Annotated in this window: 32 protein-coding genes and 1 pseudogene; 15 read left to right on the top strand and 18 right to left on the bottom strand. The window is 69.3% G+C overall.

From position 1 onward, the window contains the following. The first annotated feature begins 1 nt into the window (after position 1). The 3 genes from ctaD to AC4FS2_RS04490 are packed head-to-tail and all read left to right on the top strand — an operon-like array spanning position 2 to position 2,992. Positions 2–1,765 (top strand): aa3-type cytochrome oxidase subunit I, encoded by a 1,764-nt coding sequence (gene ctaD, locus AC4FS2_RS04480; protein ID WP_491153244.1) that lies wholly within the window; start codon positions 2–4, stop codon positions 1,763–1,765. Then, complete coding sequence (locus AC4FS2_RS04485; protein ID WP_491153243.1) at positions 1,765–2,196, top strand: cytochrome c oxidase subunit 4; 432 nt, start codon at positions 1,765–1,767, stop codon at positions 2,194–2,196. Before ctaD ends, AC4FS2_RS04485 begins: the two co-directional genes overlap by 1 nt. A gap of 7 nt (positions 2,197–2,203) precedes the next feature. Beyond that, positions 2,204–2,992 carry a PP2C family protein-serine/threonine phosphatase gene (locus AC4FS2_RS04490; RefSeq protein WP_491153242.1) on the top strand — a complete coding sequence of 263 codons (789 nt, stop codon included), beginning with the start codon at positions 2,204–2,206 and terminating at the stop codon, positions 2,990–2,992. A 41-nt stretch (positions 2,993–3,033) separates the two neighbouring features. Here the strand turns inward: AC4FS2_RS04490 and AC4FS2_RS04495 are convergent. The 7 genes and pseudogenes from AC4FS2_RS04495 to ctaE all read right to left on the bottom strand — a co-directional run. Beyond that, positions 3,034–3,876, bottom strand: a pseudogene (locus tag AC4FS2_RS04495) (cytochrome c oxidase assembly protein); the annotation flags it as partial. Then, positions 3,780–4,301, bottom strand: coding sequence for a DUF2243 domain-containing protein (locus tag AC4FS2_RS04500; RefSeq protein ID WP_491153241.1), 522 nt, complete (start codon positions 4,299–4,301; stop codon positions 3,780–3,782). The gene AC4FS2_RS04500 and the pseudogene AC4FS2_RS04495, both read right to left, overlap by 97 nt. Positions 4,302–4,364: 63 nt before the next feature. Next, positions 4,365–4,787, bottom strand: coding sequence for a rhodanese-like domain-containing protein (locus tag AC4FS2_RS04505; protein WP_491153240.1), 423 nt, complete (start codon positions 4,785–4,787; stop codon positions 4,365–4,367). 133 nt (positions 4,788–4,920) lie between these two features. Beyond that, the gene (gene qcrB, locus AC4FS2_RS04510) at positions 4,921–6,705 is read right to left on the bottom strand and encodes a cytochrome bc1 complex cytochrome b subunit (protein ID WP_491155645.1); all 1,785 of its coding nucleotides are present in this window, start codon (positions 6,703–6,705) and stop codon (positions 4,921–4,923) included. Positions 6,706–6,764: 59 nt separating this feature from the next. Continuing rightward, positions 6,765–7,844, bottom strand: a complete 1,080-nt coding sequence (qcrA, locus tag AC4FS2_RS04515; protein ID WP_491153239.1) for a cytochrome bc1 complex Rieske iron-sulfur subunit — start codon at positions 7,842–7,844, stop codon at positions 6,765–6,767. A 40-nt stretch (positions 7,845–7,884) separates the two neighbouring features. Continuing rightward, the gene (gene qcrC, locus AC4FS2_RS04520) at positions 7,885–8,688 is read right to left on the bottom strand and encodes a cytochrome bc1 complex diheme cytochrome c subunit (RefSeq protein WP_491153238.1); all 804 of its coding nucleotides are present in this window, start codon (positions 8,686–8,688) and stop codon (positions 7,885–7,887) included. A gap of 19 nt (positions 8,689–8,707) precedes the next feature. After that, the gene (gene ctaE, locus AC4FS2_RS04525) at positions 8,708–9,343 is read right to left on the bottom strand and encodes an aa3-type cytochrome oxidase subunit III (RefSeq protein ID WP_491153237.1); all 636 of its coding nucleotides are present in this window, start codon (positions 9,341–9,343) and stop codon (positions 8,708–8,710) included. A 153-nt stretch (positions 9,344–9,496) separates the two neighbouring features. On the opposite strand from ctaE, the gene trpD reads away from it, so the two are divergent. The 3 genes from trpD to AC4FS2_RS04540 are packed head-to-tail and all read left to right on the top strand — an operon-like array spanning position 9,497 to position 12,855. Next, a complete protein-coding gene (gene trpD / locus AC4FS2_RS04530) occupies positions 9,497–10,558 on the top strand; it encodes an anthranilate phosphoribosyltransferase (RefSeq protein ID WP_491176375.1) in 1,062 nt (353 codons plus the stop codon). A gap of 3 nt (positions 10,559–10,561) precedes the next feature. Next, positions 10,562–11,554: a PHP domain-containing protein gene (locus AC4FS2_RS04535; protein ID WP_491153235.1), complete on the top strand. Its 993-nt coding sequence runs from the start codon at positions 10,562–10,564 to the stop codon at positions 11,552–11,554. A 20-nt stretch (positions 11,555–11,574) separates the two neighbouring features. Further along, positions 11,575–12,855 carry an MFS transporter gene (locus AC4FS2_RS04540; RefSeq protein WP_491153234.1) on the top strand — a complete coding sequence of 427 codons (1,281 nt, stop codon included), beginning with the start codon at positions 11,575–11,577 and terminating at the stop codon, positions 12,853–12,855. A 22-nt stretch (positions 12,856–12,877) separates the two neighbouring features. On the opposite strand, the gene AC4FS2_RS04545 is transcribed toward AC4FS2_RS04540, so the two are convergent. The 4 genes from AC4FS2_RS04545 to AC4FS2_RS04560 form a co-directional block, all read right to left on the bottom strand. Next, positions 12,878–13,186 (bottom strand): SHOCT domain-containing protein, encoded by a 309-nt coding sequence (locus tag AC4FS2_RS04545; RefSeq protein ID WP_491153233.1) that lies wholly within the window; start codon positions 13,184–13,186, stop codon positions 12,878–12,880. A gap of 136 nt (positions 13,187–13,322) precedes the next feature. Continuing rightward, the gene (locus AC4FS2_RS04550; protein WP_491153232.1) at positions 13,323–13,985 is read right to left on the bottom strand and encodes a response regulator; all 663 of its coding nucleotides are present in this window, start codon (positions 13,983–13,985) and stop codon (positions 13,323–13,325) included. Next, positions 13,982–15,178, bottom strand: a complete 1,197-nt coding sequence (locus AC4FS2_RS04555; protein WP_491153231.1) for a sensor histidine kinase — start codon at positions 15,176–15,178, stop codon at positions 13,982–13,984. Before AC4FS2_RS04555 ends, AC4FS2_RS04550 begins: the two co-directional genes overlap by 4 nt. 115 nt (positions 15,179–15,293) lie before the next feature. Then, positions 15,294–16,211, bottom strand: a complete 918-nt coding sequence (locus AC4FS2_RS04560; RefSeq protein ID WP_491153230.1) for a 5'-3' exonuclease — start codon at positions 16,209–16,211, stop codon at positions 15,294–15,296. 72 nt (positions 16,212–16,283) lie between these two features. On the opposite strand from AC4FS2_RS04560, the gene AC4FS2_RS04565 reads away from it, so the two are divergent. After that, a complete protein-coding gene (locus AC4FS2_RS04565) occupies positions 16,284–16,541 on the top strand; it encodes a hypothetical protein (RefSeq protein WP_491153229.1) in 258 nt (85 codons plus the stop codon). Between the two features lie 12 nt (positions 16,542–16,553). On the opposite strand, the gene AC4FS2_RS04570 is transcribed toward AC4FS2_RS04565, so the two are convergent. Together AC4FS2_RS04570 and AC4FS2_RS04575 are read right to left on the bottom strand one after the other, a co-directional pair. Beyond that, positions 16,554–17,387 carry a hypothetical protein gene (locus tag AC4FS2_RS04570; protein ID WP_491176377.1) on the bottom strand — a complete coding sequence of 278 codons (834 nt, stop codon included), beginning with the start codon at positions 17,385–17,387 and terminating at the stop codon, positions 16,554–16,556. Next, complete coding sequence (locus tag AC4FS2_RS04575) at positions 17,378–17,893, bottom strand: hypothetical protein (protein WP_491176378.1); 516 nt, start codon at positions 17,891–17,893, stop codon at positions 17,378–17,380. Before AC4FS2_RS04575 ends, AC4FS2_RS04570 begins: the two co-directional genes overlap by 10 nt. Before the next feature lie 112 nt (positions 17,894–18,005). Between AC4FS2_RS04575 and AC4FS2_RS04580 the strand changes: the two genes are divergently transcribed. Then, complete coding sequence (locus AC4FS2_RS04580) at positions 18,006–18,596, top strand: nucleoside deaminase (protein WP_491153226.1); 591 nt, start codon at positions 18,006–18,008, stop codon at positions 18,594–18,596. 99 nt (positions 18,597–18,695) lie between these two features. On the opposite strand, the gene AC4FS2_RS04585 is transcribed toward AC4FS2_RS04580, so the two are convergent. Continuing rightward, positions 18,696–19,646 carry a CD20-like domain-containing protein gene (locus AC4FS2_RS04585; RefSeq protein WP_491153225.1) on the bottom strand — a complete coding sequence of 317 codons (951 nt, stop codon included), beginning with the start codon at positions 19,644–19,646 and terminating at the stop codon, positions 18,696–18,698. A gap of 134 nt (positions 19,647–19,780) precedes the next feature. On the opposite strand from AC4FS2_RS04585, the gene AC4FS2_RS04590 reads away from it, so the two are divergent. The 4 genes from AC4FS2_RS04590 to AC4FS2_RS04605 are packed head-to-tail and all read left to right on the top strand — an operon-like array spanning position 19,781 to position 22,413. Continuing rightward, entirely contained in the window at positions 19,781–20,191 is a 411-nt protein-coding gene (locus AC4FS2_RS04590) for a YchJ family protein (RefSeq protein WP_491153224.1), read from the top strand. A 28-nt stretch (positions 20,192–20,219) separates the two neighbouring features. Next, the gene (locus tag AC4FS2_RS04595; RefSeq protein WP_491153223.1) at positions 20,220–21,326 is read left to right on the top strand and encodes an FAD-dependent oxidoreductase; all 1,107 of its coding nucleotides are present in this window, start codon (positions 20,220–20,222) and stop codon (positions 21,324–21,326) included. 50 nt (positions 21,327–21,376) lie between these two features. After that, positions 21,377–21,772, top strand: coding sequence for a PPOX class F420-dependent oxidoreductase (locus AC4FS2_RS04600; RefSeq protein ID WP_491153222.1), 396 nt, complete (start codon positions 21,377–21,379; stop codon positions 21,770–21,772). Next, positions 21,769–22,413 (top strand): SDR family oxidoreductase, encoded by a 645-nt coding sequence (locus AC4FS2_RS04605; protein ID WP_491155644.1) that lies wholly within the window; start codon positions 21,769–21,771, stop codon positions 22,411–22,413. The genes AC4FS2_RS04600 and AC4FS2_RS04605 overlap by 4 nt, the downstream gene beginning before the upstream one ends. Positions 22,414–22,505: 92 nt before the next feature. Here AC4FS2_RS04605 and AC4FS2_RS04610 read toward each other — a convergent pair whose 3' ends face one another. Both AC4FS2_RS04610 and AC4FS2_RS04615 read right to left on the bottom strand, forming a co-directional pair. Beyond that, positions 22,506–23,540, bottom strand: a complete 1,035-nt coding sequence (locus AC4FS2_RS04610; protein WP_491153221.1) for an FUSC family protein — start codon at positions 23,538–23,540, stop codon at positions 22,506–22,508. Between the two features lie 36 nt (positions 23,541–23,576). Further along, the gene (locus AC4FS2_RS04615; protein ID WP_491153220.1) at positions 23,577–24,410 is read right to left on the bottom strand and encodes a helix-turn-helix transcriptional regulator; all 834 of its coding nucleotides are present in this window, start codon (positions 24,408–24,410) and stop codon (positions 23,577–23,579) included. 100 nt (positions 24,411–24,510) lie between these two features. On the opposite strand from AC4FS2_RS04615, the gene AC4FS2_RS04620 reads away from it, so the two are divergent. Further along, positions 24,511–25,272 (top strand): SDR family NAD(P)-dependent oxidoreductase, encoded by a 762-nt coding sequence (locus AC4FS2_RS04620; protein WP_491153219.1) that lies wholly within the window; start codon positions 24,511–24,513, stop codon positions 25,270–25,272. 45 nt (positions 25,273–25,317) lie between these two features. Beyond that, positions 25,318–25,638 (top strand): TraR/DksA family transcriptional regulator, encoded by a 321-nt coding sequence (locus AC4FS2_RS04625; protein ID WP_491153218.1) that lies wholly within the window; start codon positions 25,318–25,320, stop codon positions 25,636–25,638. Positions 25,639–25,643: 5 nt separating this feature from the next. On the opposite strand, the gene AC4FS2_RS04630 is transcribed toward AC4FS2_RS04625, so the two are convergent. Next, the gene (locus AC4FS2_RS04630) at positions 25,644–25,937 is read right to left on the bottom strand and encodes a DUF503 domain-containing protein (protein ID WP_491153217.1); all 294 of its coding nucleotides are present in this window, start codon (positions 25,935–25,937) and stop codon (positions 25,644–25,646) included. 127 nt (positions 25,938–26,064) lie between these two features. Between AC4FS2_RS04630 and AC4FS2_RS04635 the strand changes: the two genes are divergently transcribed. Then, positions 26,065–26,583 (top strand): glycine cleavage system transcriptional repressor, encoded by a 519-nt coding sequence (locus tag AC4FS2_RS04635; protein ID WP_491153216.1) that lies wholly within the window; start codon positions 26,065–26,067, stop codon positions 26,581–26,583. Here the strand turns inward: AC4FS2_RS04635 and AC4FS2_RS04640 are convergent. Further along, positions 26,573–26,965: a DUF3054 domain-containing protein gene (locus tag AC4FS2_RS04640; RefSeq protein ID WP_491153215.1), complete on the bottom strand. Its 393-nt coding sequence runs from the start codon at positions 26,963–26,965 to the stop codon at positions 26,573–26,575. The genes AC4FS2_RS04635 and AC4FS2_RS04640 overlap by 11 nt on opposite strands. Positions 26,966–26,979: the final 14 nt, after the last annotated feature.

The raw sequence follows: 26,979 nt of genomic DNA on the forward strand, positions 1-26,979 counted from the left end.
CATGACCACCACGCTTCCCCCGAAGGAGTCGGCGCCCGGCCGCCCGACGACGATTCCGCCGCGCCAGGCGGCCCTGCTCAGCACCTCGCGTGTGGAGCAGAAGGGCAACATCGTGGTCAAGTGGATCACCTCCACCGACCACAAGACGATCGGGTACATGTACCTCATCGCGTCCGTGCTGTTCTTCATGCTCGGCGGCGTCATGGCGCTGATCATCCGCGCTGAGCTGTTCGAGCCGGGCATGCAGGTCGTGCCGACGAAGGAGCAGTACAACCAGCTCTTCACGATGCACGGCACGATCATGCTGCTGATGTTCGCGACGCCGCTGTTCTTCGGTTTCGCCAACGCGATCATGCCGCTGCAGATCGGTGCCCCGGATGTGGCCTTCCCCCGGCTGAACGCGTTCTCCTTCTGGCTGTTCCTGTTCGGATCGTTGATCGCCGTCTCGGGCTTCCTCACCCCGGGGGGTGCCGCGGGCTTCGGTTGGTTCGCGTATCAACCGTTGGCGAACGCGAGCTTCTCACCCGGCGTCGGGGGAAACCTCTGGATGCTGGGGCTCGGCATGAGCGGTTTCGGCACGATCCTCGGCGCGGTCAACTTCATCACCACGATCCTCACGCTGCGCGCCCCGGGCATGACGATGTGGCGGATGCCGATCTTCACGTGGAACACCCTGATCACCAGCATCCTGGTGCTCCTGGCCTTCCCCGTGCTCGCCGCCGCACTGCTCGCGGCCGCTTCCGACCGCGTGCTCGGATCGCACATCTACGACCCGGCGGCGGGCGGTGTGCTCCTCTGGCAGCACTTGTTCTGGTTCTTCGGTCACCCCGAGGTGTACATCATCGCGCTGCCGTTCTTCGGCATCGTGTCGGAGATCTTCCCCGTCTTCAGCCGGAAGCCGATCTTCGGGTACAAGACGCTGGTGTACGCCACGATCGCGATCGCGGCCTTGTCGGTGGCGGTGTGGGCGCACCACATGTACGTGACCGGCGCGGTGTTGCTGCCGTTCTTCGCGCTCATGACGATGCTCATCGCCGTTCCGACCGGGGTGAAGATCTTCAACTGGATCGGCACGATGTGGCGCGGTTCCGTGACGTTCGAGACGCCGATGGTGTTCGCGCTCGGGTTCCTCATCTCGTTCGTCTTCGGAGGCCTCACGGGCGTCATCCTCGCCTCGCCGCCGCTGGACTTCCACGTCTCCGACACCTACTTCGTGGTCGCGCACTTCCACTACGTCGTCTTCGGCACGGTCGTGTTCGCCATGTTCGCCGGGTTCTACTTCTGGTGGCCGAAGTGGACGGGCCGGATGCTGAACGAGCGCCTGGGCTACGTGCACTTCTGGATGCTGTTCATCGGCTTCCACATGACCTTCCTCATCCAGCACTGGCTGGGTGTGGACGGCATGATGCGTCGCTACGCCGACTACTCGCCGGAGGACGGCTTCACGTGGGGCAACCAGGTCTCCACCGTGGGTGCGATGATCCTGGGCGCCTCTATGATCCCGTTCCTGCTGAACATCTGGATCACCGCCCGTAAGGCGCCGAAGATCACGGTGAACGACCCGTGGGGTTACGGCGGATCGCTCGAATGGGCGACGTCTTCCCCGCCGCCGCGGCACAACTTCACCTCCATCCCGCGGATCCGCAGCGAGCGTCCCGCGTTCGACCTGAACCACCCCGAGGCCGGCGTGCCGGTCGGAGTGGGCCCGGCGAAGGACGCGCCTGACGCCCCGGTCGTGGATGCTGCCGAGGGAGAGGTGAAGTAATGCGCGTCAACACGAACCTGTGGTGGCTGCTGTCGGTCTTCTTCCTCGTGGTGGGTGTGACCTACACCGTGTGGGCGATCCTCTTCTACTCGGGCGACATCCTCTCCCGCATCGAGTGGGTCGGTTCCATCGCTCTCCTCTTTGCCACGCTCATGTCGGCTCTGATCGCCTTCTACGTTCAGCGTGTGCACCGCGCGCAGGGCGGCGAGCTCCCGGAAGACACTCTCACCGCCGACATCGATGACGGCGACCCCGAGGTGGGCGAGTTCAGCCCGTGGTCGTGGTGGCCCATCGTTCTGGCCTTCTCGGCAGCGATCGGGATGATGGGTCTGGCCATCGGCACGTGGATGATGCCGATCGGACTGGCTGTCTTCGCCGTCGCCATCGTGGGCTGGGTGTTCGAGTACTACCGCGGACATTTCGCCCGCTGACCGGCGCGTGCCGATTCGACTGACAGCGGCCGCGGTCTCCGACACCGGACCGCACCGGGCGACGAATCAGGACGCCGCCTTCACCGCACCCTGGGGTGCGGCGGTTGCTGACGGCGTCGGGGGCGGGCCCTCCGGCGACCTGGCCTCTGCCGCGCTCATCCACCGGCTGGTGGCCGGCGTCGGCGGAGCATCCGATGCCGAGGCCCTCCTCGTCCGCATCCGCGAGGCGAACTGGGACATCCGCGCGCACGTGACCCGCGATCCGTCGCTGCAGGGGATGTCCACGACCTTCACGGGCTTGTTCGTGGCGGCCAGCGGTTCCGTGCTCCTGGCACACACCGGCGACTCCCGCGGCTACCTGCTCCGCGACGGATGGTTCACGCGCGAGACCCGCGACGATTCGTACGTTCAGGCGCTCGTGGATCACGGCCTGCTTGCACCGGAGGCCGCCGCATCCCACCCGCGCCGGAACATCATCACCGCCTCCCTGGGCGGCGGGGAGAACGATTCGGTCTCGGTCAGTGAACGACCGGCGATGCCGGGCGACCGCTGGCTGCTGTGCAGCGACGGCGTGACGGATTACGTCCCCGAGCCGGACGTGGCGGCCGTGCTGCGCGAGGCCCAGACCCCGCGCCAGGCCGCGAGCGACCTGGTCGCGTTGGCGCTGGAGGCGGGCTCGCTCGACAACGTGACCGCCGTCGTCTGCGATGTGGTCGAGGGCGCGGTGGAGCCGGCCCGGCCGGTATTCTCCGGCTCGGCGGCGCGATACTTCGCGGAAGACGTCGAGACGGCCTGAATCGAGCTGGGGCGTCGGCGGCCGGCCGCCCGATACCAGTCCGCGCAGAACACGACGATGATCGCTGCCTCCACCCACGCGCCCGCGTAGTACATCAGCTGCGCACCCTCGTGAGCCTGGTCGATCGGAACCCCTTCGGGGGGAGAGGCGTAGAGGTACTTCGCGAGCACGGCGTGCGAGGCCATCGCGACGACGAGCGCCGCGACGAGCACCGCGCGGGGTGAGCGGTGCGGGCGGGGGTCCCGGCCGATCACCGCCGCGGTGAAGAGGTAACCGGCGCCGACCAGGTGAGCGTGCACGAGCACGTACAGGACGGGGTCGTGGTGCATCGCCGGGAGCAGGGGGCTGAGGTAGAGCACCCAGAGGCCACCTGCGCTCAACACCGCAGCCACGACGGGGGAGGAGATGATCCGGGCCGGCCACGACCGCAGCATCCGTGACAGCCGTCGCGCCGGGGTGACCGGCAGAGACCGCAACGCCAACGTCACGGGGGCGGCGAGCACCAGCAGCACCGGAGCGGCCATTCCCGCGGCGAGGTGCCCCCACATGTGCACGACGAAGTCGTTCCGCGCCGCCGCCGCCACCGGTCCGGTGACCGAGAGCGCGCCCAGCGCCACGCCTCCGATCCACGCGAGCACGCGCCAGAAGGGCCACTCCCGCCCTCGCCGTCGTGCCGTGAGGACGGCGGCGACGTAGCTCGTCACCGCCAACGCCGCCAGAGCGAGGAGAAGCACGTCGAGGAAGCCGGCGCCGCCGCCGGCGTGGACATGGGTGCTGGCGGCCTCCCTCACAGCGACTCCGCGTACGCGAGGGCGCGGCGCCGGCCGGTTCGCGAGACCACCACGACCCCCGCGATCAGGATGAGGGCCGCGGAGATGTTCCACGCGAGGTCGTACGGCAGGAGGTCGTCGACGTAGCGGATCTGGTGGATGCGCCACACCTTGTGCTGGAGCAGCCCGTCATACAGCTGGAAGGCACCGGCCCCCACCAGCACGCCGCCGACCCACCGCGTCGCCCACAGCGCGTGGCGGCGGCGGAGGTCTGCCAAGAGGAACAGTCCGCCGATCGTCGCGAACCAGCTGAATGCATGAAAGAGGCCGTCGGAGACCAGGCCGATGTCGGTGGTGCTGCGGTCGTAGAAGTGGTGCCAGTGCAGCAGCTGGTGGAACAGGGCCTCGTCGAGAAACGCCACCAGCCCGACCCCGAACAGTGCGCCCGACCAGGCGTTCTGTGCCGACCGGTCAGCGCGTGATGTCCAGGACGGTGGAGGTGCCGTCGCCGGGCGGCGGGGAGATGCAGGAACGGTCATGAACCCAGCCTCAGCTGCGGCCCCGGGTCGGTGACACGGGGTGGACAGCGCCCCGGGGCGCCGCTACGACGAGAGCGCGGGGGAGTGCACCACCATCACCAGGGGGTCGAAGGTGCGGGACATCGGTCCGTCGTCGGTGTCGGCCGGTTGCCCTTCGCGCACCCAGTATTCGTATCCGCCGATCATCTCGCGGACGTCGTATCCGAGCCGGGCGAATTCGAGAGCGCCCTTCACGCCGGCGTTGCATCCGGGGCTCCAGCAGTAGACGACGACCGGGACGGCGGGGTCGAGCTCTCGCGGAGCCCGCTCGGCGATCTGCCGGTAGGGCATGTGGATGGCTCCGCTGACGCGGCCCTGCGCCCACGCTTCCTCGCCCCGCACATCCACCAGCACGAACGATTCCCCCGCCTTCTGCGCGGCGTACACGTCGGACGGGTCGGTCTCGGCGGCGAGGCGGGCACGGAAGTAAGCGGCACGGTCGGTCATGGCATCAGGCTACGGGGAGACGCGTCGCTGCACCGCGGGCCGGAAGGTCTCCGGTCGTGCGAATCCTGCCAGAACAGCGGAATGCCCGATCCGCGGGGCGGACCGGGCATTCCGGGTATGTCAACTCATGACGTCACTGGGGCGGTGTCTCGCCCGTGGGGCGATTGCGCTCGTCGAGTCCCTTCGGAGAGGGGAACTCCATCTCAGCGCGCTCGTCATGCGGGGCGGCCACGGGGCGCCCCTCCTCGATCGCTCGCTGGTCGGAGGCCTCGAGCTCATCGCTGGCCACGTGCTCGACGTGGTCGAGATCGTGGTGCTGGTGAGCGGCGGCCGCATCCAGTTCCGCCTGGCTGATGGGGACGAGGCGGTCTTCGAAGAACCAGCGGGAGACACTCGCGCGGACGTGCTCGTGCCACGGGATGCGTCCCTGGGCATTCGGCCGCACGACCAGGGGAGCATAGGTGTTCTCCGAGTCCACGAGCTTCCAGCGGTCGTATTCGTCGACGGGCTGGTGCACCTCGATGTACTCGCCGCCGGGAAGACGCACGATGCGGCCCGACTCATAGCCGTGCAGGAGGATCTCGCGGTCCTTCTTCTGCAAGGCCAGGCAGATGCGCTTGGTGACGAAGTACGCCACGATCGGCCCGAGGATCAGGAGCGCCTGGAGGGCGTGAATGACACCCTCCATCGTGACCCAGAAGTGCGTGGCGATGATGTCGGAGGACGCGGCGGCCCACAGCACGGCGTAGAACGTCACGCCCGCCGCGCCGATGGCGGTGCGGGTCGGCGCGTTGCGCGGACGCTGGGCGATGTGGTGCTCACGCTTGTCGCCGGTGATCCACGCCTCGATGAAGGGGTAGATCAGCACCAGCACGATGAACAGCCCCAGGACCGCCAGCGGGATGAGGATGTTCCACGACCACGTGCGATCCCACAGGACGAACTCCAGGTGCGGCGGCACAAGGCGCAGCGCACCGTCGGCGAAGCCGATGTACCAGTCCGGCTGGGTACCGGCAGACACCGGTGAGGGGTCGTAGGGGCCGTAGTTCCAGATCGGGTTGATCGTGAACAGCGAGGCGATGAGCACGATCACGCCGAAGGTGATGAAGAAGAATCCACCCATCTTCGATGCGTAGACCGGCAGGATCGGGAAGCCCACGACGTTGTCGTTCGTCCGGCCGGGGCCGGCGAACTGCGTGTGCTTGTTGATGATCATGAGCATGAGGTGCACGACCAGCAGCGCCACCAGAATTGCCGGCAACAGCAGGATGTGCAGTGTGTACAGCCGGCCGACGATCACCGACCCCGGGAACTCCCCGCCGAAGAGCAGGAAGGAGATCCACGTGCCGACGACCGGGATGCCCTTGACCATACCGTCGATGATGCGCAGGCCGTTGCCCGACAGCAGGTCGTCGGGGAGGGAGTAGCCGGTGAAGCCCTCACCCAGGGCGAGGATGAAGAGGATGAAGCCGACCACCCAGTTCAGTTCGCGCGGCTTGCGGAAAGCGCCGGTGAAGAAGATGCGCAGCATGTGCACACCGATACCGGCGATGAACACCAGAGCCGCCCAGTGGTGGATCTGGCGGACCAGGAGACCGCCGCGCAGGTCGAAGGAGATGTGCAGGGTCGACTCGAGGGCCGCCGACATCGCGACACCGCGCATCGGGGCGTACGCACCGTCGTAGTGCGTCTCGACCATCGACGCCTCGAAGAAGAACGTCAGGAACGTGCCGGAGAGCAGCACGACGACGAAGCTCCACAGCGCGATCTCGCCGAGCATGAACGACCAGTGGTCGGGGAAGATCTTGCGGCCCAGTTCCTTGACGAAGCCCGAGATGCTCGTGCGTTCGTCGAGGTAGTTGGCCGCGGCGCCGACGAATCGTCCGCCGAGCGGCTTGCCGTCACGGCCGACGTTCACCGGGCCGGTATGAACCGCCGGCTCGGTGGTGACGTTGTCTGTGGGATGAGTCGTGGTACTCAATGGCGCTCCCAGAAGCTGGGGCCGACGGGCTCATGGAAGTCACTGCGGGCGACGAGGTAACCCTCGTCGTCGACCGTGATCGGAAGCTGCGGCAGGGGACGGGCGGCCGGGCCGAAGATGACGGCCGCGCCGTTGGCGACGTCGAACTGCGACTGGTGGCAGGGGCAGAGAAGGTGGTGAGTGTGCTGTTCGTACAGGGCGACGGGGCATCCGACGTGCGTGCACACCTTGGAGTAGGCGACGATGCCGTCGTAGGACCAGTCCTTCTTGTCCTCGGATTCGTGAAGATCTTCGGGCAGGAGGCGCATCAGCAGGACGATGGCCTTGGCCTTCTCTTCCAGGTAGCCGTCGTGGTGGCTGACACCGGCGAGCTCTTCCGGAATGACGTGGAATGCGGAGCCCAGGGTCACCTCGGAGGCCCGGATGGGGCGACCGGACGGATCCTGTGCGAGGCGAGAGCCTTCCTTCCACATCGTGTGGCTGAGGAGGTACACCGGGTCGCCGGCATGCGGGTGCTCCGGGGAGTTCTCCGGCGCCAGTCCACGGAAGAGCGTGATCCCCGGGAGGATCGACGCCGCCAGCGCGGCGAACAGCGAGTTCCGGATCATCGTGCGGCGCCCGAAGCCGGACTCCTCGTTCGCGTCGACGAAGACCTGCACGGCAGCCGAGCGTGTGCTGTCGCGGCCGCGCGTGGCGTGGCGGGGCTCGATGTACTCCTTGTCGGACATCACGGCCTTGGACCAGTGAATGGCTCCGAGGCCGATCGCCAGCAGCGCGAGGCCGATGCCGAGCCCGATGAAGAGGTTGTTGTAGCGGATGTCCAGGAGCGAGCCTGACTCGATGGGGAAGAGCATGTAGGCCGCGATGGCCCAGATGCTCGCGGCCACCGAGAGGTAGAACAGCGTGTAGACGGTGCGGACCGCGCGGCGCATCGCCTTCGGGTCCTTATCGGTCATGCGCGCGCGGTGCGGTGGGAGCTCAGGATTCCTCACGGGGTCCGTCACCGCGACCGCGAGCCCCGAAGAAGGCTTCCAGGAAGCCCTCTCGTGCTCGAGCGCGTTGTCCTCGTGTGCCATGCTGCTCCTCGTACGTTCCGGAATGCCGTTAAGGCGACTATCAGTTGGACTTCGCCGTGATCCACACGGTCAGCGCGATGAGTGCGCCGATACCGAAGATCCAGATGAACAACCCTTCAGCGACCGGTCCGAGCGAACCGAGCGCGTAACCGCCGGGCGAATCGTTCTCCTGCAAGAACACCAGGTAGGAGATGATGTCGCGCTTGTCCTCGAGGGTGAGGTTCAGGTCGTTGAACACCGGCATGTTCTGCGGTCCGGTGACCATGGCCGCGTACATGTTCAGCTCGCTGGTGGTGTGCAGACCGGGGGCGTACTTGCCTTCGGTCAGTGCGCCACCGGCACCGGCGACGTTGTGGCACATCGCGCAGTTGATGCGGAACAGCTCGGCGCCTTCGGCGACGTCACCCTCTCCGTCCAGCACCTCCTCATCGGGGAAGGTCGGTCCGGGCGCGCTGGACTGCACGTAGGCGGCCATCGCGGCGATCTGGTCGTCCGTGAACTGCACCGGCTTCTGCGGGGCCTGCGGGGCCTGCGCCTGCAGCGGCATGCGGCCTGTGGAGACCTGGAAGTGCACCGACAGCTCGCCGACGCCATACAGCGAGGGGCCGTTCTCCGACCCCTCGAGGTCCATGCCGTGGCAGGTGGCGCAGTTGGCCTGGAAAAGCTTCTTGCCGTCATCCACCGTCAGGGTGGATGCGGTGGCGGAATCGTCTTCGGTGGCGGCGATCGCCGCGGTCGCACCGGCGTACAGACCGCCGGTGACCAGCAGGCCGATGCCGATCAGGGCAGCGGCTGCCAGTGGGCTGCGGCGGCCGTTCGAGCGTTGCTTCTTCTCACGTGCCATGTCGAGGTGGAGCTCCGCTCTATTTCAGGAAGTAGATGACGAGGAACAGGGCGATCCAGACCACGTCGACGAAGTGCCAGTAGTACGACACGACGATGGAGGTGGTCATCTCCTTGCGCCCGAAGTTCTTGACCGCGTACGCACGTCCGATCACGAAGAGGAAGGCGATCAGCCCGCCGGTGACGTGAAGTGCGTGGAAGCCGGTCGTGATGTAGAAGGCCGACGCGTACGGGTTGGCCGTGATCGGCATGCCCTCCGCGACCAGCTGGGCGTACTCCCAGACCTGACCCGAGACGAAGATGGCGCCCAGGGCGAAGGTGAGATAGAACCACTCGACCATTCCCCACCGCAGCGGGCTCGCGCCCGTGCGGTACGGCTGGTAACGCTCGGCGGCGAAGACACCCATCTGGCAGGTCACGGACGACAGCACGAGGATGATCGTGTTGACCAGCGCGTACGGGACGTTCAGCAGCTGCGTCTCTTCGGCCCACAGGTCCGGCGAGGTGCTGCGCAGCGTGAAGTAGATCGCGAAGAGCCCGGCGAAGAACATCACTTCGCTGCCGAGCCAGACGATGGTCCCGACCGCGACCGGGTCCGGCCGTTTCACGGACCTGAGTGCCTGGGGGTATGTCGCTGGCGTCGTCACACCACCCATTATGGCCGATTCCCCGCTCAGGTTTTGGCACTGAGATGCCCAGTACACCTGGTGCCGAGATAAGGGAAGCCTAAAAAACGGCCGGGAGTTCGCCCCGCGTTCCCGGTGAGACCGCGGGCGGGCCGCGCAACAGCCCGCCGATAAGATCGCTGCATGGTGGAGCGGTATGCGTGGCCTGAAATCCTCACGAGTCTTCTCGGCGGGAACGACCTCAGCGTGTCGGAGTCCACCTGGGCGATGCGCCGGATCATGCAGGGGGAGGCGACCCCGTCGCAGCTGGCCGGGTTCCTCGTTGCTCTGCGGGCCAAGGGCGAGACGGTGGATGAGATCGTGGGATTCCGCGACGCCATCCTGGAAGCAGCCCTGCCCCTCCCGGTTCCCGCGGAGGTCCTCGACATCGTCGGAACGGGCGGCGACCGCTACGGGACGGTGAACGTCTCGAGCATGGCTGCCATCGTGGCCGCCGCATCCGGCGTCCCCGTGGTGAAACACGGCAACCGCGCGGCGAGCTCCTCTTCGGGCTCTTCCGACGTGCTCTCGGCACTGGGAATCGATCTCACACTCAGTCCCGAGGCCGTCGCCGAGACCCTGGCCCGTACGGGCATCACGTTCGCTTTCGCCGCGGCGTTCCATCCGGGATTCCGGCACGCGGGCCCGACGCGTGTGGAGCTCGGGGTGCCGACCGTCTTCAATTTCCTGGGGCCCCTGTGCAACCCCGCGCGCGCCGAGGCCAACGCCGTGGGAGTCGCGCACCTCGACCGCGTGCCGCTGATCACCGGGGTCTTCCGCACCCGCGGAGCCACGGCGCTGGTGTTCCGCGGCGACGACGGCTTGGACGAGCTGACCACGACGGGGCACAGCCGGGTGTGGGAGATCAGCCTCGGCGACGTGCACGAGCACGACCTCGACCCGCGGGATCTCGGCATTCCCCTGGCCGACATCGACGACCTGCTGGGCGGTGACCCGCAGCACAACGCCGAGGTGGTGCGACGCGTACTCGCGGGCGACGGCGGGCCGGTGCGCGACATCGTGCTCCTCAACGCGGCGGCCGGAATCGTGGCGTATCGGCTCTTCCGTGATTCCACCGAGGTGCAGCGGCCGATCGTGGAGCGGCTCGCCGAAGCGTTGGCGGAGGCTTCCGCCGCCATCGACGATGGGCGTGCCGCCGCGAAGCTGGATGCATGGGCCACCACCACCCAGGAGCTGGCGGGCTGAGACATGGACCCGCTCGACGCCCTCACCGAGATCGCCTATCTCCTCGAGCGGGAACGGTCCAGCCGCTACAAGTCGAAGGCCTTCCGCTCAGCGGCCGATGCGATCGCGGGCCTGGATGACGCGCAGCTGCGCGACCCCGGGCTGAGACGGCGGAAGGGCATCGGAGACTCGACGTTCGCCGTGATCCAGCAGGCCCTCGCCGGCGACGTGCCGGAGTACCTGGCTTCGCTGCGCGAGAAGGCCGGCATCGCCGGGCCGTCGGAGCTTCGCGCCGCGCTCCGCGGTGACCTGCACAGTCACAGCGATTGGAGTGACGGGCTCACCCCGATCGAGGCGATGGTGGATGCGGCGCGGCGCCTCGGCCACGAATACCTGGCGCTCACCGACCACTCTCCCCGCCTGCGGGTGGCGAACGGATTGTCGCCGGAGCGCCTGCGCGAGCAGCTGAAGGTCGTGGCGGGGATGAGCGGGGAGGGCTTCACCCTCCTTGCCGGCATCGAGGTCGACATCCTCGAAGACGGGGCGCTCGATCAGGAGGACGCACTGCTGGACGAACTGGACGTGGTCGTCGCCTCGGCCCACTCCCTGCTGCGGATGGAACGCGCGCCCATGACGCGTAGGCTCGTGGCGGCGGTCTCCGATCGGCACACCGACGTCCTCGGGCACGTCACGGGGCGACTCGTGGAGGGGGCGCGCGGGACCCGCCCGCCGTCGTCGCTCGACCCGCACGCGGTGTTCGAGGCGTGCGCCGCCCACGGCGTGGCGGTCGAGATCAACTCCCGTCCCGAGCGCCAGGATCCGCCGGACGAGCTGATCGCGATCGCCCTGGAGAAGGGCTGCCTTTTCTCCATCGATTCCGACGCGCACGCGCCTGGGCAGCTGTCGCTGCTGGATTATGGCGCCGCGCGAGCGGAGGCCGCCGGCATCCCGGCCGACCGGATCGTCACCACCTGGCCGCTGGATAAGCTCCGAGATTGGCTCGGCCGGAGCCGCTGACCCGCTTCTACACTGGGACGATGACCTCCCCGCGTGGTTCCGCCGGGGGCAGGGCTCTCCCGTGGCTGCTCATCTCCGGCGTCCTGGTGGCCGCGTTGAGTCTCCGCGGCCCGATCGTCGCGCCGACCCCGGTGCTCCGCGACATCGAGCACGACCTCGGGCTGGGTGCCACCACGGTGGCGCTCCTCACGACGGCGCCGGTGCTCATGTTCGCGATCCTGACGCCGGTCGCGGCGTACGTCATCCGCCGCTCCGGTCCGGAGCTCGCGCTGCTGATCTCGCTGGTGGGCGTGCTCGCCGGTACCGTCGTTCGCGCTCTCCCCGGATTCGGATGGATGCTGGCCGGGACGATCGTGATCGGTGCGGCCATCACGGTCGGCAATGTGGTGATCCCGGTGATCATCCGGCGCGACGTTCCGCCGGACCGGGTGAGCCTCGTCACCGCCGCCTACGTCGCGATGCTCAACGCCGGGTCGCTTCTGACATCGCTCCTCACCGCGCCGTTGGCAGCGCTCGGCGGATGGCCGGTCGCGCTCCTCCTCTGGTCGGTGCTGGCGGTCGCCGGCATCGCACTGTGGAGCACGCACCTCGTGCGCTGGCGCCGCGCCGGCGTCGATGCCGACGAGCGGTACTCCGGCGAGCCGCCCACGCGCACGCCGGCGGCGTCGAACGACATCGACCCGCGGACCCTCACCGGTCCCATGCCCGTCATCTCGGCGCACGGCGGATCCTTCCTGCGCCGGCCGGTGCCGTGGCTCCTCCTGGCGACTTTCGCCTGCCAGACGTTCATCTACTTCGGATTCACGACGTGGCTGCCGGTGCTCACCGGCGACGTGCTGGCGCTGGACCGCACCGCGGCAGGTGCCTTGGCATCGGTCTTCCAAGGCGCGGGCATCATCGGCGCGTTCGTCGTGCCACTGCTCACCCGCGTCGCCCCACCGTGGGTGACGGTCGTGGTGATCAGCGGCAGCTGGATCACGCTGACCGTCGGAGCCCTCACGGCGCCATCGCTCATGCTGCTGTGGCTGGCAATTGGTGCGATCGGACACTCGGGCGGGTTCGTCGCCGTCTTCAGCGTGCTCGTTCAGGCGGCACGCACGGATGCGGAGGCGGCGGGCATGTCGGCCTTCGTCCAAGGAGGCGGCTACGCGATCGGCGCCCTCGCGGGCCCCGTGCTCGGTGCCCTGCACGAGACCTCCGGCGACTGGGCAAGCGCGCTGACGCTGCTGATCGGAGCATCCGCCGTCTACACCGTCCTCTTGGCCGCGGCGTTCAGCGCGGTGCGTCGCGCCGCCCGCTGAGGACGGCGCGACCGACACGGCGTCAGAGAGCGTTCGTGCGAATGACCTCGAGTCGGGCGCGGTACTCCGTCTCGTCGATGTCGCCCTTCGCGAATCGCTGGGCGAGGGTGGCCTCCGCCTGCCGTGCGGGGCTGAGCCGCCCGTGCGGGCCGTAGCCGTTCTGGGCAGCCGCGCGACGCCAACGGCGGCCGAACACCGCGAAGAACACCGCGATGACCGCGACCCAGAACAGCGGGATCAGGAGGAACCACAGGCCGGGGCCCGGACCGCCCCAGGCACCGCCGCCCCACGCGGGGGAATGTGCGGCGACTGCCGCAAGCGTGACTGACATTTCGTCCTTCCGTCCGGGCGCGGCGGGTCCGCGACCGGATGCTCCGAGTCCACTCCGCCCGCGCGGTCGGCGAATCCGGCCGGGGGAGTCATCCGCGGTGCTCTCGGCGGAGTACCCGATCGGTCGGGGTGAGGCCCTACGACCAGCCCGGGGTGATGAGGCCGGACTCGTAGGCGAGCACCACCAGCTGCACGCGATCGCGCGCCTGCACTTTCTGCATGATGCGCGAGACATGAGTCTTCGCCGTCAGCGGGGAAAGGAACAGTTCTGCGGCGATCTCGTCGTTGGTCAGGCCGTGGGCGACCAGCCGCAGAACCTCGCGTTCGCGGTCGGTGAGCCCGCGGAGCACTCCCGGGTCGGGGTTCACCCGCAAGCCCCCGGCCGCGAGTTCGAGGAGCCGCCGGGTGATGCCCGGCGACAGGAGCGCATCCCCGGCGGCGACGACCCGCACAGCGCGGATGAGGTCGGTCGGCTCGGTGTCTTTGACGAGGAAACCGCTTGCGCCGGCGCGGATGGCGCGTGCTACGTATTCGTCCAGCTCGAAGGTGGTCACGATGACCACTCGGATGGCGGAGAGGGCCGGATCAGCGGCGATCTGTTCGGTCGTCCACAGTCCGTCGCCGTCGGGCATACGGATGTCCAAAAGCGCGACATCCACCGGCTGGTTGCGCAGAGCGGCGAGGAGGTCCTGCCCGCCCGAGGCTTCGGCGACCACCTCGATGTCGGGTTCGGACTCCAGCAGGGCGCGGAACCCCGCCCGGACGAGCTGGTGGTCGTCGGCGAGCGCGACGCGGATCATCGGGGTCCTTCCCACGGAAGACGCGCGATGACCTCGGTGCCCCGGCCGCTCCGCGTTCCGATCTCGACCGTGCCGCCGGCGAGTTCGGCGCGTTCTCGCATGCCGCGGATGCCGCCGCCCGGCGCGCGACCGGGAGGCATCCCGGTGCCGTCATCGATCACCTGTATGACCAGGTCGGCGCCATCCCGGGTCACAGTGACCGTCCCGGAGGAAGCGGATGAGTGGCGGACGACGTTGGTGAGCGCTTCCTGTGCGATTCGGTAGGCGGTGGTCTGCACGGCGCTGGGCGGAGCATCCTCGCCCGTGCGATCGTCGAGCGTGACAGCGAGCCCGAGGCCGCTGCGGGCAGCCACCAGCGCGGGCAGATCGGCGAGCTGGGGCTGTGGGGTGAGCGGGGCGGTCGGGACGCGTTCGTCGCCGCGCAGGAACCCGAGTACCCCGCGGACCTCGTCGAGCCCCGTCGCGCTGAGCTCGCGGATGCTCGCCAGCGCCTCGCGCGCCTTCTCGGGTTCGCGATCGAACAGATGCAGACCCACACCGGACTGGACGGCGATCTGACTGAGCGAGTGGGCAAGCACATCGTGCAGTTCACGGGCGATGCGAGCCCGCTCTTCCTGCTCGACGGCGCGCTGCCGCTCGGCCAGTTGACGGCGCCGGGCCTCTGACGACGCGACTCGTGTGCGGATCGCCTCGCCGATGGCGAAGCAGGCGATGAGCCCGAGGGTCGTCAGGGCGATGCGGAACGGATGCCACGGGACGCCCCCGAAGACCGACCCCTCGGGGAAAGGCGTCACATCCTGGAAGCCCGCAGCCACGACGGCGGCGGTCCAGGCGATGCCGACGGAGAGGATCGCCCAGAGCCGTGCACCGCGGGCCACCGCGCCGATGATCGCGAAGGCGATGGCGATGATGGGTGGTCCGCCGTCGGGTGGCAGCAGTACCGCGGCGAGTGTGAGCGCGCTGACGACGGCCACGGTCGGGCCGGGCCAGCGACGGGCGCCCAGAAGCGCAACGGCCGCCGCGATGGCGATCCCGACCGACACGGCCGCGAGGAGCGGGGGAACGCGCGACCACACCGATGTCGCGATGCTCGCCGGCACCTGAACGAAGAACGCGATGACTGCCGGAACGGTCAGGACCAGGGAGGACGAGGGGCCGAAGCGGGGTTCGTCCCCGCCGGCGTCGCTCCGCATGCGCATGATGCTACGCCGCGGGGCGCTGGGCCACGTCGCAGCGGGGGAGGCCGTCCGCGTACTCCCCGAGGAGTACGCCATGGTCCCTCCGGGGCCGCGACGTGCGGGTTTGCGGCTAGGCGAGGGCGTCCAGGGCGCGGGACATGGAGGAACCGAGATTCCATTGCTGCGCGAGGGCCTCGGCCGCGGCCCGCCGTGCGTCGTCGACAGCGGGGAGCCGGTCGTCGATCGCGGGCAGGTCCAGGTCGCGTACGACCTCGACGACCGTCGGTGCGACGGCCAGATAGGCGGCACCCGCCAGCATCTTCGCGCGCTGACCCGCGGTCATCCCTTCGCCGGCTTCGGCTGCGGCGACGATGCCGGCGAGATCACCGTGGGCGGCCAGGAGCGTGGCGGCGGACTTCTCGCCGATGCCGGCGACGCCCGGCAGCCCATCGGAGCTGTCGCCGCGGAGGGCGGCGAAGTCGGCGTACTGCGATGCGTGCACCCCGTACTTGGCCACGAGGGTGGTGTCGGTGACCACGTCGAGGTTGCTCATCCCGCGCGCGGTGTAGATGACGCGGATGTCGCGGTCGTCGTCGATCAGCTGGAACAGGTCGCGGTCGCCGGTGACGATGTCGACCGGAAGGGTGGCACGGGTCGCCAGCGTCCCGATGACGTCGTCCGCCTCGTGCTCGGCGGCCCCGGCGATCGGGATGCCCAGCACGCCGAGGGACTCGCGGATCACGGGGATCTGGGCCTCCAGCGGGTCGGGCACCACTTCCACATCCGGCGCGTCGACGATGACTTCGGCCACCCGGTGCGTCTTGTAGCTCGGGATGAGGTCGACCCGCCACTGCGGACGCCAGTCGTCGTCCCAGCACGCGACCAGGTGCGTCGGATGGTAGGTGGTGACGAGTTTCGCGATGATGTCGAGGAGCCCGCGGACGGCGTTCACCGGCGTTCCGTCGGGTGCACGGACGGTGTCGGGAACCCCGTAGAACGCGCGGAAGTACAGCGACGCGGTATCGAGCAACATGAGCCGGTCGGACATGGGCACATCCTCCCACGCGAGGACAACTCGACCGGTTACTGTCGGCCCCATCTGTGCCGATACAGTGACGGCATGTTCGCGATGATGACCACCAGCTTCCGAGGCGCCGTCGGCATGGCGATTCTCTACGCCTTCGCCGCCGCCGCCGGCGCGGTGATCCTGGTCTCGCGAATCGTCGAGGGAACGAACGGCTTCGGGGTCCTCGCCGGGGCCGCCATCCTCTTCACGTTCGGAATCCTCACCTTCACCTACGTGCGGAACGCGCTGCGGCTGCGCCGGGAAGGGTCGGGCCAGGTCTCGTCGGCGTCGGCGGCCTCGCCGCAAGACTAGAAGCGGGCGCAATCAGCACCCGGGACCGGAGGGGTTCTCTAGGCAGGTCTTATCGACCAGTGCCGTTCGGACTTCGAAGATCTCCACGGGGTAGCCGGCAGTGGTCGCGGTGACGACGCCTCGTACGGGAAACCACGAGCCCGTGCCGAAGTCGACGGCCGCGGTGTACTCGATCGTGACCGACACGTCGTAGGTGCCGCGCTCGCCGTAGGAGTGACTCGTCGGCGTCGGCGTGAACTGCGCCTGGCCGAGGTTCTGCCAGGATGCTCCGCCTGACATCGAGCGGCCCGTCGCCCCATCTCCGTAATCGAAGACGAAGGCGGATGGAGTGAACTGGACCGTGACGGGTCGCCCGAAGAGCGTGCCTGCGATGGTCTGCGGGGCCGCGGATGCCACGAAGTTCGCGGGCATCCCCACAACGCCCACGCCCTCGGGCTCGCTGCCGAGTGACGGACGAGCCGGCGCGAAGCTCGCCAGGTCACGCGCGGTCACCGGAGGGATTCCCGGTGCCACCTCCTCCTCATCCGCGTCGGCCGGGCAGACCAGGAACGAATCGCCGCGCGAGCCGAAGATCTCGGTGCACCCGTCGGCGCGTGCGGGACTCGCGTTCGAGGGCGCATCGTCGCCACCCGCTCCCGTACCCCCACCGCCGCCACGGGTGCCGTTCCCGCCTCCGCCGCCGTTGCGGCCGGGTTGTTCTCGCTCGCCGACGATGTCGATCTGCGACCCGGAGTTCGAGGTGCAGGCGTTCTGCCACCCGATTCCGCTACACCCCGTGACTGCTTCTACAGCGCCGGTGGGGACGAGGAGGCTCGTGGCGAGGGTCAATGCTGCAATTAGCCGCATGGCGACTGCCCCTCGCGAGGAACGAACCTGGTGATTGCCCGTTCCTCGCGGTCGAGCTCAACAGTGAGGGCCTGAATGTCGGGGCGGTCTGGGCTCACGACGGAGGCACCGGTTGTGTCCATGAGCGCCACAGCGGAGACATCCGTACACACATCAACCGACGCGATGTTGCGAGTCACCGCGCCGGCCAACACAGAGACCACCACGCTTTCCCCCGTCACGGTCCAGCCATCTGCATGCATCTGGGAGAAAGACTCTCGTGCAGAGGCGTTAGCGTCGCCGGTAGTCAGGGCGTAGACGGGCTCAAAGGTGGCCGGGTCGGCCAGATCCACCTGGTTGAGCGCGTCGACGTAGGCCCGGTAGGTCTCCTCGGCCGCGGCGAAGGCCTCCTCGTCGCTGAGCGGTGCCGGCGTGGACTCGCGGGGCTCGGATGCGCCGACGCATCCGGTCACGGCCGCGCCGACGATCACGGCGACGGCGACAGCGCGACAGACCCGGGCGAGCATTTCACCAGGCTAGGAGCGGCGCTCGCCGAGCGCACCCGTTATCCACAATGTCGCGCGATTCCGCGACATCCCGCGTAGCAGGCAGGAAACATCGATCCGACAGGATGAGGCCATGACGCTCGCAACATCCTTCTCCGCCACATTGCCCGACTGGCTCATCGCGGATCTTCCCAACCTTCCCGAGGTTCTGCCGTCCCTCGAGGACCGCATGGACCTGGTCAATGACCTGGCCGATCGCAACTGGCGCGCCGGCAATGGGGGCCCCTTCGCCGCGATCGTCGTCGAGGCGGAAAGCGGCCGGCTCGTCTCGGCGGCGGTGAATGTCGTGCTGAGCTCCGGCCTCAGCTCCATGCACGCGGAGGTGACCGCGATCGGGCTGGCGCAGACGGCGCTGGGTCGGTGGGACCTCGGTGCCTCCGGTGCCGACCTGCAGCTCGTGGTCAACTGGCGGCCGTGCGTCATGTGTTACGGCGCGACGATGTGGAGCGGCGTACGGTCGCTCGTCGTCGCGGGTCACGGCCCCGAGCTGGAGACTCTCAGCGGCTTTGACGAGGGACCGGTCGTCGAGGACTGGGCCGACCAGTTCGAGGGGCGCGGCATCCAGGTCGTCAGCGGCATCCGTCGGGAGGAGGCCGTCGCGGTGTTCGCCGAGTACGGCGACGCCGACGTCCTCGTCTACAACGCGCGCCGCATCGATTCCTGACCCCGCCGCGCCCGGGCCCGCTGCCCGGCCCCACTCCGGCGACCATGCCGTCGACCGTTGCAGCGGTGACGGCGCTGAGCCTCACCCGGTCGGTCCCCACTACACCTGCTCGCCCTCGGGGAACTCGAGGACGAGGTATCCCGTTCCGGTGACGCCCGGCGCCACGTCGAAGACCTCGAAGTATCCCACCGACTCGCCGGGCAACACCTCATGGAGATCCCAGATCGTCGGGAACCCTGCGTCGGCGGTCAGGTAGGCCGGGGAGGCACGTCCTCCTTCCCCGGTGAGCAGCCACGCGTACAGCGTGTAGTCGAACTCACGTGCCGGGTCGATCGCGACGTCGGTGAGGTTGGTCAGTTCGACCGGGAGTGCGACGTACCCGCCATTCTCCGGCGGAGGGTCGGAAGCCTCGGATGCGGCGGTCGTGGCGTCGACCGGAGCATCCACCGTTATCGCCCACACGTCTGCGCCGGTGGTTTCGTCGGCGATGGTCACCGTTGTGCCGTAGGGGAGGGGATCGTCGCGGGATGCGCCGCGCCCATCGGCGCCGTCGACCCCCAGTTCCGGCGGCAGCGGCAGGTCGGGCTCTTCGATCTCCGGCTCGAACGGGGCGTCGGGCGGGCTCGGCCCCGCCCACGGGGGCCGCGATTCCCATGGCCACATCCCCGAGCCGGAGCGCAGCACCGACCAGGAAACCGTGGAAAGGATCCCCACCAGCGCGAGCACCAGCGCGATGACCGGGAGGCGGCGGGACGTGCGCCGCCGGCTGATCGCGATAACCGCGAAGATCAGCGTGACCACCACGAGCGGCGCGACGAAGGAGGTGCCGAAGATCGGGAGGATGCCGAACACCACGCACAGGATGCCGAGGATGAGGGATGTGACGGAGAGGGCCGAGCGATTGCCGCCCGCGGGCGGCGGAGTCGGGGCAGCCACCGGCGCGTATGTCGGCGGCGCACCCGGGTAGGGCTGCCGGAGGACATACCCCGGCATAGGAGGTGGCGCGGTGCCGGGCACGGCGCCCGGTGGGGGACTCTGCGGTTCGCTCATGCTGCTCCTTCTCGGCGCTGCGGCCACGCTACGGATACCGCGGACTCCCGCCGCCGCCGGCGGTGCAGCCTGTGGGAAATCCGTGCGCGGAGGCCGCGGGGGAGGAAGGTACGGCGTCCGACTAGGGTGGCCGCATGTCTTTCGGCACCACGGGCTCCGCGCCCCGCCGCGACGATGCGTGCCCGTGCGGAAGCGGCGCCACCTATGGGGCATGCTGTGCGCCGCTGCTGGCCGGTGCTCCGGCCCCCACGCCCGAGCGGCTCATGAGGTCGCGGTACACCGCCTTTCGCTCCGGGGATGCCGCATACCTGGAGCGGACGTGGCATCCGCGCACCCGTCCTGCGTCCGTGGAGCTCGACGGCGCTCTGGAGTGGACGCGGCTGGAGATCGTCGACGCACCGGCGGCGACCGAGTCCGACGGGGCGGTGGAGTTCCGTGCGTTCTGGCGCAACGGGGCCGAGCGGGGTGTCCTCCATGAGCGCAGCCGCTTCGCGCGACGCGCGGGGCGCTGGCTCTACGTCGACGGTGACGTGTCAGCGGAATAGCGGCCTCGGCGCATTCGTTCGAATGAACATGAATCCCGAAGGGCCGCGTTACGTGGATGTCGCCGTGCTCGGCGCCGGCCAAGCCGGTCTCTCCGCGGCGTATCACCTGCGCCACCGGGGGTATGTGCCCGTGACGCGGGCAGACCCGGAAGACGTCGCAACCTTCGTCGTCCTCGACGCCAACGCCGCACCGGGGGGCGCATGGCAGCACCGCTGGGCGTCGCTGCGGATGGCGACGGTCAACGGCATCCATGAACTCCCCGGGTATCCAGTGCCCCCCGCCGACCCGAACGCGCGAGCGCGGGACGTGCTTCCGCCCTACTTCGCCGACTACGAGGAGCGGTTCGGTCTTGATGTGCAGCGCCCCGTCCGGGTGACCGCGGTGCGCGCCGCCGACGACGATCCGCGGGGCCGGGTGCTCGTCGAGACGGATTCGGGCACGTGGGCCGCGCGCTACATCGTCAACGCCACCGGCACCTGGACGCGGCCCTTCTGGCCGCACTATCCCGGGCAGGAGAGCTTCCGCGGACGCCAGGTGCACACCGCCGACTACGTGTCCGCCGACGAGTTCGCCGGGCAGCGGGTGATCGTCGTGGGTGCCGGAGTGTCAGCTGTGCAGCTGATCGAGGAGATCTCCCACGTGGCCACGACCTTCTGGATGACCCGCCGCGAGCCCGAATGGATCGAGGACGACTTCGACATCCCGGCCCGTGTCGCGGCCATTGCCGGCGTGGAGGAACGCGTCCGTCAGGGGCTACCGCCGGGGAGCGTCATCTCGGTCACGGGGATGCGGTGGACCCCGTGGGCGCGCCGTGCACACGAACGCGGCGTGCTCAACCGGCTGCCCATGTTCACGCGCATCGAGGAGCACGGTGTGCGCATGCCCGACGGGACGTTCCTGGAGGTCGACGCCATCCTCTGGGCGACCGGATTCCGCCCCGCGCTGGAACACCTCGCCCCGCTCCGCATCCGCACACCGCAGGGCGGATTCCGGGTCGCCGACTCGCGCTCTCTCGATGACCCGCGGGTGTTCTTCATCGGGTACGGACCGTCAGCCTCGACGATCGGAGCCAACCGTGCAGGGCGGGCTGTCGCGCGTGCGATCGTGGCGGATCGGGTTTCCGCATCCGCATGACGCGCGTCAACCCCTCGTTCCCTGCCTACGCGTGGCTCTAGCGTGGACTCGTGACCGACGCGCCGATTCCCGACGACCTCCGCGACTTGCTCGAAGAACCGCTGTACGGAGCGCTGGGCACCGTGAGGCCGGATGGCACGGTGCAGGTGAACCCGATGTGGTTCGAGTGGGACGGTGACCGACTCCTGTTCACTCACACCACGCAGCGCCAGAAGTTCCGCAACCTGCAGTCGAACCCGTCGATGAGCCTCGCGGTCTTCGACCCGGACGATCCGCACCGCTACATCGAGGTGCGGGGGCGGTTGGTGGAAGTCACCCCGGATCCGACGGGAGCGTTCTATGTGCGTCTGGGCCGCCGGTACGGTAACGCCGGCCAGCAGCCGCCGCCCGACAGCGCCGACCGGGTGATCCTGGCCATGTCCATCGAAAAGGTAGGGAGACACTGATGCGTGTTCTGGTTCTCGGTGGCCATGGGAAGGTCGCGCTGCTTCTCGCGCCGCTTCTGGTAGCGCGTGGCGACGAGGTGACGTCGGTCATCCGCAATCCCGCCCACGCGGACGAGGTCGCCGCCGGGGGCGCCACGCCTCTCGTGCTCGATATGGAGAAGAGCCACGGGGGTGAACTGCGCGAGACGTTCGCGGGGTTCGACGCGATCGTGTGGTCAGCCGGGGCGGGCGGCGGCACTGCCGAGCGCACGTACGCGGTCGACCGGGATGCGGCGATGCGGACGATGGATGCGGCGAAGGCGGCGGGCGTCCGCAGGTACGTCATGCTCTCGTGGATCGGCTCGTCTCCGGGACACGGTGTGGATCCGGAGAACTCCTTCTTCGCGTACGCCGACGCCAAGCTCGCCGCCGACGACCACCTGCGCGCGAGCGGTCTGGACTGGACGATCCTCGGGCCCGGGACGCTGACGCTCGACCCGCCGACCGGTCGGATCGAGATCGACCCGGAGGGCGACGGAGAGGTGCCGCGGGCGGACGTGGCGGCGGTGATCGCGGCCACGCTCGCTGAGGATCGCACCATCGGGCGCTTCCTGCGGTTCGGTTCGGGCGACATCCCGATCGCCGAGGCCCTCGCACGCTGACCCTGACTGCGTCGGCCGACACCCGGCACCGGAAGTGCATCGGCACTGCACGTGCGCCGGGGCGGTGACCTCCGAAGCGCCGGAGGATGAGGTCAGCGCTCGCCGAGGCTCTCGTGGATGCGGTGCAGGTCGACGAGCAGCGAGCCGACGAGGATCCAGTGATCCCCCGACGGCGCAGCGACCTGCAGCGGTCGCGTCAGCGCCGGCGGTTCCGCCGCAGGAGCGGGGGATGCGGAGGGGTCGGTGTCGCTGGACATCCGTAGGCGCGCGTCGTGGGCGGCACGTCGCAGCTGCTCGGCGATCGCCTGCACCGACGGTTCGTCCGAGATGGAGGGGTCGTATCGGTCGTACACGGCTCGGGTCATCCCGATCACCTGCGTGAGGATCGGTGTGAACGCGTCCAGCAGTGCCTCCACGCGCGCGAGATCGGCGCGGCGGCGGCGGCCGCGAGGATTGAAGGTGAGCGAGTCGGCGGCGTCGGCGATGGCCGCCTCCGCACCATCCCGCATGGGTCGCAGGAGGCGCGCAGTGAGGAGCAATTCCTCCACCTGAGCGCGCGTTTGAGGTGCGACGAGCGCCTCGGCGAGGCGGTCGAGGGCGGCGGCGACCTCGCCGACGAGCGCTTCGGTCTTCTCGCGCGCGGGGGCGAGCGCCATCGGGGGAACGATGGCGAGGTTCACGACGAAGCCGATGGCGGCGCCGATCAGTGTTTCCAGCACACGATCCACGGCGTAGCCGGGAGTAGCGGTGCCCAGCGCCAGCACGAGCACCGCGCTTATTCCGACCTGGTTCGCCGTCCCCGCGGTCATTTTCAGCGCCCACGCGGCGATGAGCGCGACGGCGGTGGCGAGCAGGATCACCCAGGTGCCCGACCCGAGGAGGATGCCGAGGGTCGACGCGATGAGCACACCGACGATCACGCCCACGCTGCGTTCGATCGCTTTCGTGAACGACTGGTTGACGCTCGGCTGCACCACGAGAAGCGCTGCGATGGCCGCGAAGACCGGCGGCGGGCCCTGCACGAGCCATGCCGCGATCACCCACGCCGCGATCGTGGCGATGGCCGACTTGAGCACCTGCAGCAGCGGTGCCCGCCGGGGGGCGCGGAAGGTCGCGGGGATGCGCATGCGCCGAGTCTTGCAGGGCGTCAGCGGGGTCGGCAGTCAGCGCGCGGAGAGCTGGGTGCCGATGACGCGCAGAAGTTCGAGCTTGTCAGCGTCTTCGGAACCCGGTGTCGCGGTGAACACCAGCAGCCGGTGCCCCGTTTCCGTGTCGAGCAGCGTCTGACAGTGCAGCGTCATCTCACCCACCTCCGGGTGCGCGAAGCGCTTGGTTCTCGGATGCTTCTCCGCAACCTCGTGCTCCGCCCACACGGCCGCGAACTCGGGGCTCTGCCGCAGCAACTCCGCGACGAGCGCGCCGGCCTGGGAACGCTCGCCGGTGCGCGCGTAGAGCGAGCGGAGTTCCGCGGCGAAGGTGCGGCCGCGTTCGTCGTGGTCGGAGCGCGCGTAGATGTCGCGCGACTGCGGCTCGATGAACCACCGGTACACCGTGGAGCGCCGCATCCCGGTCAAGCCTCGGGCGTCACCGAGCAGGGCGCGTGCCGGCTCGGTCTGGGCGAGCGTCTCGCCGAGTTCGTTGATGATTTGCGCAGGAGTGTCGGCGAGCCGCTCGAAGATCCGCAGCATCCCGGGGGAGATGTGCGTGGAGGTGCCGGCCCTCTCCGGTGCCGGGTGCCCGGCGAGGCGGAACAGGTGGTCGCGCTCGTCGAGGTCGAGATGCAGGGCACGGGCCAACGCCGTCAGCATCTGTTCGGATGGTTGCGGGCCCCGGCCCTGTTCGAGACGGTTGAGGTAGTCGGTCGACATGCCGGCGAGGGAGGCGACCTCCTCCCGCCGGAGTCCGGGGGTTCGCCTCCGCGGTCCGCGCGAAAGACCCACGTCTTCGGGCTGCAGCGCCTCCCGGCGCTTGCGAAGGAAATCGGCCAGCTGCTGCATGCGCCCATCCTCCTCGCGATGCGGGAGCGGAGCCAGGGATTCCCGATCCCTCGATGCGCGCGGCCTGGTTGTCCCCGGCAGCCCGCGCGACGGTGGAGGCATGACGAACCCACGCATCATCCTCATCACCGGCGGCTCCCGTGGACTCGGACGCGCCACCGCCCTCGCCCTCGCCGATGCCGGCGACGACATCGTGCTGACCTACCACTCCCACGCGGATGCGGCGGATGAGGTGGTCGGCGAGATCCAGGCACGCGGCCGCCGCGCCGTGGCGCTGCCCCTGGACACCACCCAACCCGAGACGTTCGCCGCCTTCGCGGAGCGACTGGCGAGCGCACTGCGGTCCACCTGGGATCGCGACACGTTCGATGTCATGGTCAACAACGCCGGATACGCGGGCAACACCCCGGTCGGCGCCATCGAGAAGAGCGAGATCGACCGACTTGTCGCGGTCCACTTCACCGGCGTGGTGCTCCTCACCCAGCAGCTGGAACCCCGCCTGGTCGACGGAGGGCGCATCCTGAACATCTCCACCGGCCTCACGCGCATCGCCAACCCGGTCTACGCCGTGTACGCATCGATGAAAACGGCGATCGAGACCTGGACCCACTATCTGGCCAAGGACCTGGGCCCGCGCGGCATCGCCGTCAACGTCGTGGCACCCGGTGCGACGGCGACCGACTTCGCCGGCGGCAGCATCCGGGACAGCGAGGAGTACCGCTCGGTGCTCCTGCCCTCTATCGCGATGGGACGCATCGGCGAGCCCGAAGACATCGGTGCTGCTATCGCGGCGGTGCTCGACCCTCGGATGGCGTGGGTCACCGGGCAGCGAATCGAGGCATCCGGCGGTCAGCGCCTGTGAGCCCGCGCCGGCGTCGGGTCCCTCGCGGGAGCGTAGCGTGGAGGCATGCCTGAGCTCGAGCGACTGCGCGCCGACGTCGAAGCGCGCCTCGCGCGTCTGGACGCGGACGAGCGCTCCCTGCTCGTCGACCGCGCGGATGGTACGGCCGACGACGAGCACGACCCGGAGGGTTCGACGCTCTCGGCCGAGTGGAGCCGCGTCGACGCCCTGCGGCGGGGCGCGCAGGCCGAGCTCGCCGAGATCGACGCCGCGCTGCAGCGCGTGGCCGACGGAACCTACGGAATCTGCGCCCGCTGCCGCCGCCGCATCCCCGACGAGCGCATGGAGGTCCGCCCCATGGCCGAGCTGTGCGTGGCGTGTGCCTGAAGGCCTCAGTCCTCACTCGAGTGGAGACCGCGTCGCGCCGACAGGAGCGTGACCTCGGGATGCTCCGCCAGAGCGCGTTCGGCCCGGTCGAGCACGTCCCGCACATGGGTCGCGTCGCCACCGACGACCGCCACTCCCACCTCGGCGCGGCGGTGCAGCTCGTGCGCGTCCGTCTCGGCGGCCGAGGCCTCGGTGCGCCGACTGAGGTCGGCGAGGATGGGGCGCAGGATGCTGCGCTTCTCCTTCAGAGAGTGCACGTCGCCGAGTAGCAGGTCGAAGGCGATCCAGCCGATCCACATGCTTACTCGGCGGGTCGCTCACTCGTGCGTGTCATGGGTCGTGTCTACCGCCTCGTGCCGGGCGGCCACAACGATGCCGCGGGCCCCGACGCTGCCTCCCGCAGCACCCGATGGGTACGCTGACGGCATGACCACCCTCGTCCTCACCCTCGTCGGCGATGACCGCGCCGGCATCGTCGCGTCCGTCGCTGCTGTCGTCGATGCCGCCGGTGGCAACTGGGAGAACAGCCAGCTCGCGGAACTCTCGGGCGCCTTCGCCGGCATTGTGGAGGTGTCGGTGCCGGCCGAGCGGGCCGAGGCACTGCGCGAAGAATTGCGCACCATCGACGGGCTGCTCACCGTCGCCGTGCCGGTCGAGCCGGGCCGCAGATCTGCCCCGGCCAACGGGTCGCGGCGCATCGGCCTGCAGGTGATCGGCAACGATCATCCCGGCATCGTGCGTGACGTGTCCGCTGCCCTGAGCACGCACGGCCTCAGCATCGAGCGGATGACGACCGAGACCCGGGATGCAGCGATGTCGGGCGGGCGCCTGTTCGAGGCGACGATCGCCGCCGTCCTCCCGGCCGGTGTCGGCCTCGAAGAGGTGCGAGCCGAGCTCGAGCGCCTCGCCGCCGAGATCCAGGTGGATCTAGCTTTCAGCGACTGACCCGCCGTCGCGCGAGCGCCCTCACGCCTGCCACGAGCGCACGCCACCCGACCAGGAAGACCAGCAGCGTCACGGCGGCGACTGCGATGAAGGCGACGGCGGTGCCCTGGCCGGATGCTGCGCGGAGCAGCATCCCGCCGACCACGGTGATGGCCCACACCGGTGCACCGGTCCGCAGTACCGCGTACGGGTGGCTCCAGCCCCGCGCGATCGCCCACCCCGCCAGCAGGGCGGCCAGGAACGGCCACGCCGTCTGCACGAGACCCCATCCCGCTGCACCGAAAGGGTCGCCCTCGTGTGTGGATCGACCGATGGCGGCGAACACCACGACCAGCGCCGCGTCGAGGGCGAACGCGGCGAGCGCGGCACGGGATCGGGACATCCCCCCATTCTCTG

The organism is Microbacterium sp. Z10_103 (assembly GCF_058310455.1).